The sequence below is a fragment of the Paenibacillus sp. J22P277 genome, from assembly GCF_059383675.1.
In genome coordinates this window covers 401,576-417,988 of the sequence record NZ_JBXENS010000004.1, presented here as the reverse complement: position 1 = coordinate 417,988, position 16,413 = coordinate 401,576, and the positions used below count along the sequence as shown (strand labels likewise).

General features: G+C 61.7%; 7 protein-coding genes. All 7 read left to right on the top strand.

What is annotated here, in order from left to right:
* The first annotated feature begins 42 nt into the window (after window positions 1-42).
* The 7 genes from AC50YL_RS15240 to AC50YL_RS15210 all read left to right on the top strand — a co-directional run bounded on the left by AC50YL_RS15240 (window position 43) and on the right by AC50YL_RS15210 (window position 16,327).
* Window positions 43-1,260, top strand: coding sequence for a DUF4430 domain-containing protein (locus tag AC50YL_RS15240; protein ID WP_494833049.1), 1,218 nt, complete (start codon window positions 43-45; stop codon window positions 1,258-1,260).
* Window positions 1,257-2,150, top strand: a complete 894-nt coding sequence (locus AC50YL_RS15235; RefSeq protein ID WP_494833048.1) for an energy-coupling factor transporter transmembrane component T — start codon at window positions 1,257-1,259, stop codon at window positions 2,148-2,150. Before AC50YL_RS15240 ends, AC50YL_RS15235 begins: the two co-directional genes overlap by 4 nt.
* Window positions 2,123-3,913 carry an ABC transporter ATP-binding protein gene (locus AC50YL_RS15230; RefSeq protein ID WP_494833047.1) on the top strand — a complete coding sequence of 597 codons (1,791 nt, stop codon included), beginning with the start codon at window positions 2,123-2,125 and terminating at the stop codon, window positions 3,911-3,913. Before AC50YL_RS15235 ends, AC50YL_RS15230 begins: the two co-directional genes overlap by 28 nt.
* Entirely contained in the window at window positions 3,895-4,623 is a 729-nt protein-coding gene (locus AC50YL_RS15225) for an ECF transporter S component (RefSeq protein WP_494833046.1), read from the top strand. Before AC50YL_RS15230 ends, AC50YL_RS15225 begins: the two co-directional genes overlap by 19 nt.
* Before the next feature lie 69 nt (window positions 4,624-4,692).
* Window positions 4,693-9,852 carry an S-layer homology domain-containing protein gene (locus AC50YL_RS15220; RefSeq protein ID WP_494833045.1) on the top strand — a complete coding sequence of 1,720 codons (5,160 nt, stop codon included), beginning with the start codon at window positions 4,693-4,695 and terminating at the stop codon, window positions 9,850-9,852.
* 231 nt (window positions 9,853-10,083) lie between these two features.
* On the top strand, window positions 10,084-12,114 hold the full coding sequence (locus AC50YL_RS15215; RefSeq protein ID WP_494833044.1) for a Na+/H+ antiporter: 2,031 nt from the start codon (window positions 10,084-10,086) through the stop codon (window positions 12,112-12,114).
* Window positions 12,115-12,487: 373 nt separating this feature from the next.
* The gene (locus AC50YL_RS15210; RefSeq protein WP_494833043.1) at window positions 12,488-16,327 is read left to right on the top strand and encodes a fibronectin type III domain-containing protein; all 3,840 of its coding nucleotides are present in this window, start codon (window positions 12,488-12,490) and stop codon (window positions 16,325-16,327) included.
* Window positions 16,328-16,413: the final 86 nt, after the last annotated feature.

Here is a 16,413-nt window from a genome sequence, read left to right as displayed (position 1 = left end):
CGGCGTTCGTCCTTGCTTGACATGTGGGGATGTGAATGGAACATGAGAATGACGTTTAAAAAGTGGCTTGCCGCATCGGGAATCGCCGCGGTACTCGTACTCGCCTATTTCTGGGGAGGAAGCGGACAAGGCGGCACGCTTAAGCCGGCCGGCAGTTCCTCCGGCATCTCGGCCGTTCGCGGGCCGGTCTCGGATTCGTCCGAATCGGCAAGCGGAGCGAACGCGGTGGACGATCCGGCCGGAGGAAACGGGCTGGACGATGAGGACGGGCAGGCCGCGGCCGGCGCGGTCGCGGCGGAGGCCGCCGCCACGACTGCGCATGCTGTCGGTGATCCAGGCAGCGATGCGGCTGCGATTCCCGGGAGCGCAACCGACGGCGATGCCGCGGCTAAGCCGGGAAGCAAGCCGGACGGCAAGACGGCTCTTAGGCCGGGAAGCCAAGCCGACGGCGGTACGACCGCCAATCCGGGCGGTCAGGCAGCCGCAAATTCCGGTGGTGACGCGGCCGCCAAGCCCGGCAAAGCGGGTACGGTTGAGCAGCCTGCCTCATCGCAAGCGCATGCGGGCTCCCCGTCCGGCGGAAGCAGCGCTTCCGCGGCGAATCAACAACCGCCCGCATCGAAGCCGCAGCAGTCCGCCGCCAAGCCGGACGGGAGCGACGTCGCAGCAGGGAAACCTTCCAAGCCTGCCGGGGGAACTGCCTCGGGCGGCAAGGCGGAGACGGGCGGACAGCCGGATGCCGCCGAAGGGAAGAAGGATCAATACCAGACCGATCCGGTTCCGGCGGGCAAACCCAAGCCCGTCGAATGGCAGGACGCCGAGGTCGACAAGAAGAAGGTGCTCACGGCCACGTTATCCGTCTCCTGCAAGACGATCCTGGACAATCTCGATCAGCTCGACGAGGACAAGCTGGAGGTGCTGCCCAAGGACGGGGTCGTCTACCGATCGCAGAAGGTTTCGTTCTACGAGGGGGAATCCGTCTTCGACGTGCTGCTTCGGGAGATGAAGAAAAACAAAATCCAGATGGAATTCGAGATGACGCCGCTGTACAACAGCAACTATATCGAAGGCATCCATAATCTCTACGAATTCGACTGCGGCGAACTGAGCGGTTGGATGTACAAAGTGAACGGCTGGTTCCCGAATTACGGAAGCAGCCGCTATAAGCTCAAGGACGGCGATGTCGTCGACTGGGTGTACACCTGCGATTTGGGCCGCGACGTCGGCGGTGCCCAGACGGCTTCCGGAGTAGATAAATGAGGCGGACGGCTTTTTCCTCGTATCATCCGATCGTGAATTTCGTTTATTTCGCCGCGGTGCTGATCTTCGCGATGCTGTTCATGCATCCGGCCTTCCAGGCGGTCGCGCTGGTCTCCGCCATCGTCAATTCGATTCTGCTGAACGGCAGGCGGGCGGTCAGGTTCAACCTGCGCTTCATGCTGCCGCTGTTCGTGCTCATGGCCGTCGTCAATCCGGCCTTCAGCCACGCCGGCGTGACGATCCTGTTCTATCTGCGGGACGGCAACCCGGTCACGCTGGAATCCATTCTGTACGGCATCGCGGCCTCCTGCACGTACGTGACGGTCATCGTCTGGTTCTCCTGCTACAACGCGGTGATGACGTCGGATAAATTCATCTATTTGTTCGGCAAAATCATGCCCGCGCTGTCGTTGATTCTCTCGATGGTGCTGCGCTTCGTCCCGCGCTACAGGCAGCAGGCCAAAGCGATCTCCGATGCGCAGAAATGCGTCGGAAGGGACGTTACGCAGGGCAATCCGCTGCGGCGCGCGGGGAACGGGATCCGGATCCTGTCCGTCATGACGACCTGGGCCCTGGAGAACGCGATCGAGACGGCCGACGCCATGAAGTCCAGAGGCTACGGGCTGCCGAACCGCACCAGCTTCTCGATCTACCGGTTCGACGGCCGCGACCGTAACGCGTTCGCAATGATGGCCGGCCTGATCGCCGTCGTGCTGCTCGGCGCGGCATTCGGGGAGAACGGCGTCCGGTACTTCCCGTCCGTTCATGTCAAGCACGCGTCGCCGTTCGGCGTCGCGGTGTACGCGGCTTACTTCATGCTGTGCATGCTGCCGGCCGCCATTCAGACCGTGGAGGAACTCAAATGGAAATCTATCGCATCAAAGAACTGAGCTTCGCATTTCCTCTGCAGGACAAGCATGCGCTCTCCGGCATCGATCTCGCGATCGGCGCGGGCGAGTTCGTCGCGGTCTGCGGCAAATCCGGCTGCGGCAAAAGCACCTTGCTGCGGCATCTCAAGCCGATTCTTGCCCCGCACGGCAGGCTTAGCGGGACGATTCGATACAAGGGGAGACCCGCGGCGGAGACGGATCGGCGGACGCAGGCGGCGGACATCGGCTTCGTGCTCCAAAATCCCGACAACGGCATCGTGACGGACAAAGTCTGGCATGAGCTCGCCTTCGGTCCGGAGAGCCTGGGCTTAGGCCAGCAGACGATCCGGCTTCGGGTAGCGGAGATGGCGAGCTTCTTCGGCATCCAGAATTGGTTTCACAAGCCGGTGAACGAGCTGTCCGGCGGGCAGAAGCAGCTGTTGAACCTCGCTTCGGTCATGGCGATGCATCCGTCCGTGCTCATTCTCGACGAGCCCACCTCGCAGCTCGATCCCATCGCGGCCGTGGATTTTCTGGAGACCGTCAGCAAAATCAACCGCGAGCTCGGCACGACCGTCATCCTGACGGAGCACCGGCTCGAGGAGGTGCTCCCGCTCGCCGACCGGCTGATCGTGCTGGACGAAGGCGCGGTCATCGCCGACGATTCGCCGCGCAGGGCGGGGGCTTGGCTGCAAGGGTTGGGCCATCCGATGTTCGCCTCCATGCCTTCGCCCATGCGAATATACGCAGGCGCGGAAGCGGGAGCCGATCCCGGCGCGCCGAGTCCGTTGACGGTCAAGGAAGGCCGGCAATGGCTGGATCGCCGCCTGAACGCCATGCCCGGCAACCTGTCCGGTTCGGCGCCAGCGGCCGATGTATCGCAGTCCGGTGCGCATCCAACGAATCCTATTATTAATGAAGCGACCGCAAGAGAGGCGCGGAAGTCCGCATGGCGGATGCTGCTGGACAAGCCCTTCGCGGCATCCTCCGCCGCCGCTCCCGCGGTTTCGTTCAAGGATGTCTGGTTCAAGTACGACAAGAACGGCCCCGACGCGATCAAGGATTTGTCCTTCGAGGTGAAGAAGGGCGAGTTCTACTGTCTGGTCGGCGGCAACGGAACGGGAAAATCGACCACGCTGTCGCTCATGAGCGGCCTGCTTCGGCCTTACCGGGGCAACGTTCGGATCGACGGCCGAAATCCGGCCGCGCTCGGCGCAAGCGAGTTGTTCGCGAATCTGCTGGCCGTCCTGCCGCAGAATCCGCAGACATTGTTCGTCAAGAAGACGGTGGAGCTCGATCTCCATGAAATTTTCGACGGCGCGAGGCTGACGAAGGAGCAGAAGCGGGAGAAGGTCGAAGCCGTCGTCCGGTTCGCCGAGCTCGAGCCGCTGCTTGCCATGCATCCGTACGACTTGAGCGGAGGCGAGCAGCAGAGGGCGGCGCTGGCCAAGGTGCTGCTGCTGGAGCCGTCCATCCTGCTGCTCGACGAGCCGACGAAAGGACTCGACGGCTTCTTCAAGGAGAAGCTCGGGACGTTTCTGCGGAAGCTGAACGCCGGCGGCGTCACGATCGTCATGGTCTCGCACGATATCGAGTTTTGCGCCCGGTACGGGGAGACGTGCGCGATGTTTTTCGACGGCAGCGTCATCGCCTCGAAGGCGGCGAAGCCGTTCTTCGCGGGCAATGGTTTCTATACGACGGCCGCCAATCGGATGGCGCGGCACCGCTGGCAGGACGCCGTTACGGTAGAGGATGTGATCGCGCGATGCAACGGCAGCAGCTGACCGACCGGCGCTTGACCCGGCGCACGCTCCTTGCGGCGGCGCTCATCCTGATCGTCATACCGGCGACGATGCTGCTCGGCATCTTCGTCCTGAACGACCGCAAATACCTGTTCGTCAGCCTGCTGATCGTGCTGTACACGATGATTCCGTTCGCTTTGGTCTTCGAGCGGCGTAAGCCGCAGGCACGCGAGCTGATCGTCATCGCCGTGCTGGCCGCCATCGCCGTGGCCGGCAGGGCCGCTTTCTTCATGCTGCCCGAATTCAAGCCCGTCGTCGCGATCGTCATTATCGCCGGCGTCTGCTTCGGCGGGGAAGCGGGCTTCCTCGTCGGCGCGGCTTCGGGGTTCGTCTCGAACTTTTTTTTCGGGCAGGGGCCATGGACGCCTTGGCAGATGTTCTGCTTCGGCATCATCGGTTTTATCGCGGGCGTGCTGTACAAAAAAGGCTGGCTGAAGCGCTCGCGGCTGTCCCTCTGCGTCTATGGCGGCTTGTCGGCGCTCGTCGTCTATGGCGGCATCATCAACATCGGATCGGTCATGATGTTCAATCCGGTTCTGACGAAGGAAGCGCTGCTCGCCTCCTACGCCTCCGGCTTCTGGTTCGATTCGGTGCACGCGGTCGCCACGGTCCTGTTCCTGTTCTTCCTCTCGCGCCCGATGCTCGAGAAGCTGGATCGGATCAAAGTCAAATACGGCCTTATCGAGCCTTAGCGCTCTATGTAAAGTTGTTCGGTCAATCCCCATACGCGTATGCGATGGAAGGGAAAGGAAGAGAAATTTGTGAGAAACAATCGAATCATTGCATGGCTGCTCGTCGTCGGCCTCATCGTCTCCATGTTCTCGGCAAGCGGGACGCGGGCATACGCGGATGCGGATCAAGCGGGAGGAACGCCGGAGGGGTACGTCACCTTGTCCGTGGAGAAATTCACGCTCGGGCAGGGCTACTACTTCGAGCCGGTGAAGGTCCCGTTCTACGCGGGAGAGAACGGCGCCGCTCTGCTGACGCGCGCGCTGGGAGATAAAAACATCGCGCACACGGGAGAGATCAGTAACGCGTTCTATCTGTCCAAGGTCAAGGACGCGAAGGATGAAACGCATATTCCCCAGTATATCCTCGACATGGTCGCGGAGGGCGGGAGCGAGATCGACGGCAAGAAAGACCCCGACTGGCTTGGGGAATTCGATTATACGCCGATGTCCGGCTGGATGTACGCGGTCAATAACGTCTTCCCGAATGTCGGCTTCTCGGACTATCATCCCTCGAACGGCGACGTCGTCCGGACCCAGTTCACGGTGTACGGCTTCGGCAATGATCTCGGCGGTTCCGATTATAATCCCGGCGGATCTTTTCATGCTGCGAACAAGGACGATCTGACGGCGCTCGTCGCGACCGTCAACAGCGCGGCGGATAAGGCGACGCTGCTCGCAGATCCGGAGATCGACGCGGCTTACGAGCACTCGTACGACGTGCTCGAGAATATGGAAAGCAGCCAACAGAGCGTCGATCAGGCGCTTGCCGACCTTGGCACGGAGATGAACCTGGACGTGGTCCGGCCGGTTCTGACGATCCAGGGCCTGACGGATCAAGCCGAATCGGCAGCCAAACAGCTCAGCTTCCAAGCAGGGGCAACGGATAACGTCACGCCGGGCATCGTTCCGGTCGTGACGCTGAACGGCGCGGTGCTTACGGGGAAGGGCGGCACGTATACGGCCGATCTGATCGCCGGCGAGAACGCGATCGTCGTCGCGGCGACCGATGCCGCCGGCAATCTGGCTGCGCGCTCCTTTACGGTGTATTACGATGTTCAGCAGATTGCAAACGCGCAGTTGGATAAGAACCTCGCCTATGTTCTGAACAAGGTCACGAATCCGAGCTTCGGCACGCTGGGCGGAGAATGGTCCGTCCTGTCGCTCGCGCGGGCCAACTATGCCGTTCCCGACGGCTATTACGGTACGTATTACGCGAACGCCGCGAGCAGCGTCGGCACGCTGATGACCAAGAACGGCGGCGTGCTCGATCCGAGCAAGAGCACGGAGCATTCGCGGTTGATCCTGGGACTCGCCTCGATCGGCAAGGATCCCCGGAAATTCGCGGGCTACGATGTGACCCAAGCGCTCTCCGACTTCGATTACGACGTCAAGCAGGGCATCAACGGCCCGATCTTCGCGCTGATCGCGATGGACGCCAACCGTTTCGATTTCCCAGCGGCGAGCGAAGGGAAAACGCAGGCGACGCGAGAGAAACTGATCGATTACATCGTGCAGCGCGAGGTCAAGAAAGGCGCGGCCGACGCGGGCGGATGGGGCTTCGGCACGACGGTCGCCGACGTGGATCTGACCGCGATGGCGCTGCAGGCGCTGACGCCGTATTACGCCGATAACGACGCCGTCAAGTCAGCGGCGGACCGCGGGCTTGCTTGGCTCTCCAAGGTCCAGACCGCATCGGGCGGCTACGCGGCGCTCGGCTCCGTCAACTCCGAGAGCATCGCGCAGGTCGTCGTCGCGCTGTCGGGCCTGAACATCGATCCTTCCTCCGATCCGAGGTTCGTCAAGAACGGATATTCCGCGATGGACGCGCTGCTGACCTTCGCCGTTCCGGACGGCGGCTTCAAGCATACGGCGAGCGGACGGGTCGACGCGCTGGCGACCGACCAAGGCACGTACGCCCTCGTCGCGTTCAAGCGCATGCTGTTCGGCCAAAATCGCCTCTACGACATGCGGGATGCCAGGGAAGTCGTCGTGACGCCGCCGGACGGATTCGAGCCGGTCATCGACATCCCGGCGGGCGATCATGATTACACGATTCCGATCTATGCCTACGACAGCAACAAGGACTTCACGATCCATATCGCCGACGCGCCGGAATCGAAGGTGCGGATCAATACGGCGGCGAATACCGCGCTGCCCGGCATCAAGGCGGATAAAGGCAGCGTCGCCCTGCAAATACCGAAGGGCACGCAAATCCTGAGCGGCGATGCGGCGGCGCTCGAGCTGCTGACGACGCTCGATCCGGCCAACGCGGCGCTCGCTGGCCAAGTAGGCGGTATCGTGCCGAGCGGCTACAAACTGGATTCGATTTCCAAGGCGTTTATGATGGGCGGCGTCGAGCCCGTAACGTTCGACCGGTTCGTGACGCTTGCGTTCACGGGCATGAAAGGAAAAGGCGCAGCGTTCATCCAGAACGGTACGGCGCATGCCATTCAGAAATTCGCCGACGATGCTGCGGGAATCGCCGAAGGCAAGGACGAGTACGCGTACGAGGAAGGCAACGATCTGATCGTCAAGACGAAGCATTTCACGGATTTCGTGGCTTATGCGTCGAGCGCGGTCGAAACGCCGGGCGGCGGCGGACCCCCGCCGGCAAATCATGTGACGCTGTCGATCGACAAGAAGACGATCGATAAAGGGTATGTAATCGCGCCCGAGAGCCTCGAGCTGCAATCCGGAGATACGGTGTGGACCGTGCTGCAGCGGGAAATGGATGCCAAAGGCATTCCTTACCGCTACGAATTCAACAATCAGTACGACAGCGTCTACGTCCAATCCATCGACGGCGACGGCGAATTCGATCACGGCGAGGGCAGCGGGTGGATGTACAACGTCAACGGCACGTACCCGAATTACGGGGCGAGCAAATACGTGCTGCATGACGGGGACAGCATTCAATGGCGGTATACGACAGATCTGGGCGGAGACATCGGAGCTCCCGATCCATCCGAACCGGGCGATGGCGAACCGGGCGACGACGATCCGGAAGATGGAGGGACGGGCGGCGCCGGGCCAGGCGGAAATGCGCCGAACGGCGGCGTCAAAGCCCCGGTCCTGACCGTGCCGGGCGATATCCAAAAGGAATATAAGCTTTCGATCACGAAGGATATGCAGGATGCCGACAAGGTGACGATCACGATTCCGCCCGTGAAGCCGAAGGTTCTGCTGAACCTCGAAGAGGTCAAGGATGCCATACCGATGATCAATGCTACGAAAGGCAGCCTCTCGCTGCGCATCGACAAAGGCACGGCATTGAAATCCGGCAGCGCCAGCATCGAGCTTCTGACGGACGCGGACGCGGGCGATGCCGCGCTGAAGGCGCTCATTCAAGGCGGCCTGAACGCCGGCGATCGGCTGGGGACGGTAAGCCATGCCTTCGCGATGGGGAATCCGGAGCAGTCGGTCGTCTTCGACAAGCCAGTGACACTGACGATCCGAGGCGGCAAAGGGCAGCTCGCCGGCTTCATCGAAGGTAAGGTCTTCACGCCGATTACGGTCTACGGCTCCGAGGCCGAAGGCGCCGAGGCGGCGAAGGGCAAGGAGAAATTCGCTTACGCCTTCGCGAAGGACGGCGACATGATCATCAAGACGAACCATTTCACGTCGTTCGTGACGTATTCCGTGGCGGCTTCGGCACCGGGCGGCGCGACCGGCGATTCCGATCTGGAGAAGCTGTATTCGGATGCGGACCGCATCGCGGTCTGGGCTTACGGCGCCGTCGGCCAAGCGACCGCGAAGGGATTCGTCCAAGGCAGCGGCGGCAAGCTGAATCCGAAGGCTTCGATTACGCGCGCGGAGTTCGCCAAGCTGATGGTTTCCGTATTGGGGCTGAGCACGACGGGCTTCGAGGCGGAGGCATTCAAGGACGTCCCCCGGGACAAGTGGTTCTATCCTTACGTCGGCGCCGCGTCCCAAGCCGGAATCGTCACCGGCTACGAGCATCGTTTCTATCCGAACGATACGATCACGCGCGAGCAGATGGCCGTGATTCTTGCAAGAGCGTTGGATCTAGCGCCTGCAGCGACGACGACCGCACTGAAGGACCTTGATCGGGTCGCCGCTTGGGCGAAGCCTTACGTGCAGGCAGTCGTTGCGGATGAGTTGATGGTGGGGCAAGATGACCTCTTCCTGCCGGCAGCTTCCGTCACGCGAGAAATGGCGGCCGTCGTGGCAATGCGGACGTATGACCGCAAAGGCGACAGCGGTGAAACGGGCAGCAAGCCGGTAGACGACAAGCGGCAGGCGGTCGAGCGGCAAATCGCGGCCACCGCCGCCTTCCAGCAGCGGACGATCGCCGATCCGGTCGTCGGCACGCTGGGCGGGGAATGGACCGTGTTCGGCCTGGCGCGTTCCGGCCTCCAAGTGCCTGCGCCGTATTACGCGAAATACTACGCCAATCTGGAGAAGACGCTGAAGGAGAAATCCGGCGTCCTCCATACCGTCAAGTACACGGAGTACGACCGGGTTGTACTGGCGCTCGCATCCCTTGGCCGGGACGTCGATAACGTCGCAGGCTATGATTTGCTCAAGCCGCTTGCCGACTTCGCCACGCTGACTAAACAGGGCATCAACGGTCCGATATTCGCGCTGATCGCGCTGGACAGCCGTAACTACGACATTCCCGTCGCGCCGGGCGTCAAGACGCAGACGACCCGCGAGCTCCTGATCGACTTCATCCTGAAGCGGGAGATCCCAGGCGGCGGCTGGGCGCTCGGAGAGAACGCGGCCGAGCCGGATCCCGACGTCACGTCCATGGCGATTCAGGGCTTGACCCCGTACTATAAGACGAACAAGGACGTGCAGGCAGCGGTCGATCGCGGGATAGCTTGGCTGTCCAAAGCTCAGGCGAAGGACGGAGGCTACGTCAGTCTGGGCGCCGTGAATGCCGAGAGCGCCGCGCAGGTCGTCGTCGCGCTGACGGGGCTCGGCATCGATCCGCAGGCCGATCCCCGCTTCGCGAAGAACGGGCACTCGGTGCTGGAAGCGCTGCTCGGCTATGCCGCTGCGGGCGGAGGCTTCTACCATATTCGAGCCGGCGGGACCGGCAACGGCGGAGCCGCGCCGGGACAGGTGGATCCGATGGCGACGGATCAGGCCATGTACGCGCTCGTCGCGTACGACCGGTTTCTGAACGGGCAATCCCGGCTCTACGACATGACGGACGTCAAGTAGCGGCAGGCATCGAACGGACATAGTCGCGGAGCGTATCGCGGCGGACCGCATAATCATCGCGAACGAAAGGCAAGGGCGCGCGCCCTTGCTTTTTTGTTTCGAATCGCAGCGAAAGCCTGCCGCGGACGCCGGCGCGTTTTGAGTTATAATGAACGGGGTATCCTGAAAGCGGGAGAGCTGTTTGGAAGAACCTAGCTCGACTGCCAAATTCGAACGTCGGAGTGAACTGCCATGCAATTATTTCTGGTCGTGCTCGTTTTGTTGCTGCTGCTTGCCGTCTCGCAGGTCGTGCAGCGGATGGCGCCGTTCATTCCGCTGCCCGTCGTTCAGATGGCCCTTGGGGGAGCGGTCGTTTATCTGCCGTGGCATTTCCATGTTTCCTTGGAGCCGGAGCTGTTCTTCATGCTGTTCATCGCGCCGCTGCTGTTCAACGACGGAAAGCGGACGCCGAGGGACGAGCTCTGGGAGCTCAAGCTTCCGATCGTGCTCCTGGCCGTCGGCCTTGTATTCGTCACGGTCTTCGCGGGCGGTTATTTCATCCATGCGTTGATTCCGGTCATCCCGCTCGCGGCGGCTTTCGCGCTGGCCGCCATTCTCTCGCCGACGGACGCGGTCGCCGTCTCGGCCATCGCCTCGCGCGTCCGGCTGCCGTCGAACATCCAACGGCTGCTCGAGGGCGAATCGCTGATGAACGACGCGTCCGGGCTCGTCGCGTTCAAGTTCGCCATCGCGGCGGCGGTAACGGGCGTCTTCTCGTTCTGGCATGCGTCCTGGAGCTTTCTCGTCATCTCGCTCGGCGGGCTGCTGCTCGGCGGAGCGCTCGCGCTCGCCATCATCTGGGCGCGCATGGCCTTGCGCCGGTTCGGCATCGAGGACGTATCGGTTCACGTGCTGATTCAGATCGTGACCCCGTTCATCCTGTTCTACGTCGCTGAGCATCTGGGTCTGTCCGGGATTCTGGCGGCCGTTGCCGGCGGCATTCTGCACGCGATCGAGCAGGACCGCTCCGGGTTTACGTCGATCGAGCAGAAATTCGTCTCGGAAATCACGTGGAACGTCATCCTGTTCATCATGAACGGGCTGGTGTTCGTGCTGCTCGGCCTGCAGCTTCCGGATATCGCCCACAGCATCTTCAGCAACCGGGCTTACGATAATTTCAGCGCGGTCGTGAACGTGCTGCTGATCTATGCGCTGCTGCTCGCCCTTCGCTTCGCGTGGCTCACGTTGTCGGAACGGCTGACCAAACCGCTCGGCAGCCGGAGCTACGATTGGCGGGCGATCGTCCTGACGTCGCTGTCCGGGGTCCGGGGCGCGGTCACGCTGGCCGGGGCCTTCACGATTCCGTTCGCGCTCGGCAGCGGCGGCCCTTTCCCGGAACGGGATCTCATGCTGTTCATCGCCGCTGGCGTCATCCTCGTCTCGCTGGCGGTGGCCAGCATCGCGCTCCCGCTGCTGGCGGATTCGCCGGATACGAACGAGGAGGCGCGCCAGCGGGAATTGGAGCTGCGCGCCCAGATCTTGGCGATCAAGGCGGCCAATCAGGCCGTTCGCCTGGCGATCGACGATTCCAACACGCATTCCGCGGCGATCGTCATCGCGGCGAACGACGAACGGCTGTCGGACGTGAAGCGGACCAAGTACGAGATGCTCTCGCGCAAGTCCCGCGAGGAAGAGATGTACCTGCGTCAGCTCGGCATCGCCGAGGAACGCAGATTCATGCAGCAGCTGAAGGAGCAGGGGGAGATCGACCAGGAGGAAGCGGTCGTGCTCCAAAACGTGTTCCGCCGCGTCGAGATGGTCTTCTCGAACCGGTTCCATGTGTTCTACCTGCTGCTCTACGCGCTCGTGAACAAAGTCCTTGCCGTGTTTCAGCCGGCCAAGCGCAGGCTGTACGACAGTTTGCGGGCGAAGGACCGCAAATCGTTCATCAAGCTGCGGATCGCGACCGCCGCGTACGCGCTCGACAAGCTGCAGGTGAACGAGACTTGCGCCGATTCGACCGTCAGCCGGGTGTGCGGTCATTACCGCCAGATGATCAACACGCTCAACAACCGGCTCGCGGCGCCGGATCCGATGGACGTCCAGGAGGAGCAGGTTCAGCTGCTGCGGATGCTGTCGCTTCAGGCGGAGCGGGAGGCGCTGCAGTTGGAATACCGGCAGGGCAACATCGGACGGCAGCAGTTGAGCAAGCTGCAGTTCCAGGTGAGCATGCACGAAGCGGAAGTACTGGACAGCAATTGGGGAAATTTCCTGCAAGCGTAAGGAGAACCCCCGCGATAACGAAACGGGATGGCCTTATCGGAAGATCCGATAGGGCCGTCCCGTTTTTTGTTTTGCTCCCGATGCCGATGATGGCCGCCCATGCATGCCCGAAGCCCGAACATGCCGCGCATCACTCGTTTAAGGGGTGAAAACCTGAACTTTATTAGGTTGTTATGCACCCGGTTATCGATGAAAATGGGTACCACAGCCAAGACGGGAGCATCATCCGGACGTCGTCTTAGGATGGCCGGCGGATGTCCGCGCGCAGCATGAACCAGAACAAACGAAGGGAGGACAATGAAGAAGGCTTACGAAAGTCCGCAAGCAACATATCCGCATTCCTTATCCAAACCAGAAGGAGAAGTGATCGTTAATGCGCAGTACGGGAAAAGTCAACAAATCGCTCGTCATCCTATTCATGAGTTTCCTCCTGGCGATGGGCAGCCTGCCTCTGGCAAACCATCAAGTCTCTGCCGCGACGACGTTCAGCGGCGTAACCCTGAATACGACGACGCCCGCCGTGAACGACAAATTCGAATTGACGTTTAACCTGAGCACGACGTATACGAACCCCTTTAACCCGGACGAGGTCAACGTGACCGCGACCTTCACGACCCCGTCGGGCGCCGTCGAGGTCGTGCCCGGCTTCTACAAGTCCAACTCCTCGCCCAACTGGGCCGTCCGTTATTCGCCGAGGCAATCCGGCGTCCATTCGGTCGTGCTGTCGGTGACCGACGCGAGCGGAACGGGCACGTCCCCGGCCTATACGTTCACGGCCGGCGGACCGGGCAACAACCGCGGCTTCATGACGGCGCAGGGCGACCGGTTCGTCGACGGCTTCGGTTCCCAGCTGACGCTGCTCGGCACGAATTTCGCCTGGAACAACACCTCCGACCCCGTCGCGGTGACGACGGAAATCCCGAATCTGAAGCCGGCCAAAATGAACTTGCTGCGCGTCTGGTACTCTTGCTGGTGGAGCAGCTTCGCGCCGGAGTGGGGACCGATTACGGCAAACGAGGCGGGGCTTACGATTCCTTATCAAGGCATCGGCAAATACCAGCTGGATAATCAGGCGCGGATGGATCAAATGCTCGACACCGCCGCGGCAAACGACGTATACATCATGCTGACGATGAACAGCTTCGGAGACATGTACTATCAATGGAACGTAAACGCGTACAACCAAGCGAACGGCGGACCGTCCACTTACTCGGAGAACAACGCCGATTTCTGGACGAATCCGACGGCGATCGCGTACCAGAAGAAGCTGCTCCGCTACATGTTCGCGCGTTTCGGTTACAGCCGGGCGCTCGGCATGCTGGAATATTGGAACGAATCCGATAACCGCGTCGACACGACGGCGGCGATTCGCGCCAACTGGCATACCGCGATGGATAACTATTGGAAGAGCCTCGACTTCTATCACCACCCGACGACGACGAGCTTCGCATGGAAAGACCATGCCGGCTCGGGACAGCAATCGTGGGAATCGCTGACGACGCTTAGCGCGACGAACGTGCATCGCTACGATTCCAGCGCGAACGTCCTCGACAATTGGGAAGGCGAGATCGATAACCTCCATGCGATCGCCCCGGGCAAACCGGCATTCATCGGCGAGGTCGGCAAAGCGGACACCGATCAGACGACGGACGCAACGATCGACGAATACATGCATAACGCGTTATGGGGACCGATTTTCCGGGCCGGCGCGGCAGGCGGCAGCCTATGGTGGACGTTCGAGACCGGCTTCGTGCTGCCGTCGAATTTCAAAGCGATCTACACGCAGCTCGCGAACTTCGTTCAGCCGGCCGAACCATATCTGATCAACATGCCGTTCGTGGATTACGGCTTGCAGTCTAACAACACGAAGGTCGGCGGGTTCAAGGATAATTCCCGCGCCTACCTGTGGATCAACGACACGCAAGCCAATCATACGGTCGCAAGCCCAAGAACCGTCAGCGGCATGAACGTCACGATTCCGATGCCGAACAACTTCTATAACGTTACGTACTACAATACGTACACGGGTACGTTCGGCACGACGGGCAGCGTCCAAGCGACGGGCGGCAACCTCGTCCTGAACAACGTGCCGTCCTTCTCCAGGGACATCGCCGTCAAGATCGAATGCGAAGGGTGCAACGCCCCGGATACGACGGCGCCGACGGCACCGACCAACTTGACGTCGCCGTCGAAGACGGACACGACGGTCAATCTGAGCTGGTCGCCGTCGACGGACAATATCCGCGTGACCGATTACGACGTGTATCGCGGCGCGACGAAAGTCGGCTCGACGGGCGGCGCGACGACTTACGCGGCAACCGGCCTGACAGCCAACACGGCATACAGCTTTACGGTCAAGGCGAAAGACAATGCGGGTAACGTCTCCGCGGCCAGCTCCGCGCTGAGCGTGACGACGAACCCGCCGGACGCGACGGCGCCGACGGCGCCGTCCGGCCTGACGTCGCCTTCCAAGCTGGACGTTTCGGTCAACCTGTCCTGGACGGCTTCGACGGACAATGTCGGCGTGACGGCCTACGACGTTTACCGCAACGGCACGCTGGCGGGAACGGTCAGCGGCACGGCGACGACGTACACGGACACCGGCTTGACGGCGCTCACGACGTATTCCTATTACGTCAAAGCGAGAGACGCCCGGAACAATGCCTCCGCGGCAAGCGGCACGATCAGCGTGACGACGCTCGCGCCGATTCCGGTCAACAAGCTGACGAACCCCGGCTTCGACACGAGCAACAGCAGCGGCAAACCGGATGCGTGGTCGTGCGAGAACGATTATTTCTGCTATCGCGACACGGCGGTGAAACGCAGCGGCACGGCTTCGATGAAGATGACCGGGGACAGCGGTCCTTGGCTCGGCTTCTATCAAGACGCGGCGGCATCGGCGGGCACGGCGTATACGTTCGAAGGCTACTTCAATTCGTCGGCCAACAACGGCGCGACGATCGAATTCCGGCTGCGCTTCCTGGACGCCTCCAATAACGTGCTGCAAGACAATCTGCTGTCGACGCAGACGGGCAACAATACCGGATTCGCCAACGTCAACGGCACGAGAACCGCACCGGCGAATACGGCAAAGGCCAGGGTTTATATCTATTTGAAAGACCTTCGCGGCTCGTTGTACTTCGACGATTTCTCGCTAACCGACGGCAGCGGCGGCACGACGGACACCTCGGCACCGACGGCGCCGACCGGCTTGACTGCGCCGGCCAAAACCGCGACGACGGTGAACCTGTCGTGGACGGCCTCCACGGACAACGTGGGCGTGACCGGCTACGACATCTACCGCGGCACGACGTTCGCCGGCTCCACGACGGGCGCGACGACCTACCAAGCAACGGGCTTATCGGCAAACACCGCGTACAGCTTCACGGTCAAAGCGAAGGACGCGGCAGGCAACGTCTCCGGGGCCAGCACCGCGCTGAACGTGACGACGAATGCGGCTTCGGACACGACGGCACCGACGGCGCCGACGGGCCTGGATTCGCCGTCGAAGACCGCGACGACGGTGAACTTGTCGTGGACGGCCTCCACGGACAACGTGGGCGTGACCGGCTACGACATCTACCGCGGCACGACGCTCGCCGGCTCCACGACGGGCGCGACGACCTACCAAGCAACGGGATTGACGGCGAGCACCGCGTACAGCTTCACGGTCAAAGCGAAGGACGCGGCAGGCAACGTCTCCGGGGCCAGCACCGCGCTGAACGTGACGACGAACGCGGCTTCGGGCGGCGCCAATCTGCTGGCGAACGCCGGCTTCGAGACGGACAACGGCAGCAACCGCCCGGCTTCATGGACGTACGAACAGGACTATTACGTTTCTCGTAACACGTCGACCTACCGCTCAGGCTCCGCTTCGATCCGCATCAACGGGGATACCGGTCCGTGGTTCGGCTGGTACCAAGACGCGAACGCGACGGCCGGCACGGCCTATACGTTCGACGGGTACGTGAACATCACGGCGAATACCGGCAGCACGTTGCAGTTCAAGGTACAGTTTCTCGATGCCTCGGGTACGCTGCTGACCGATAACGCCGTTACGACCTACAGCGGCACGACGACCTCCGGATTCGCGAACGTGCACGGCACGTATACCGCGCCCGCGAACACCGCTAAGGTCCGCGTCTATACGTATTTCAAAGACATGAGAGGCACGTTCTTCTTCGACGATTATTCGCTTACGAGCGGAAGCTAGCTCGCATCGGCGACGGAATCGGAACCGCAAAACGGAAAAACCGCGAATTTCGCGGTTTTTTCCGTTTTTTTAGTTTTCTCATGAAA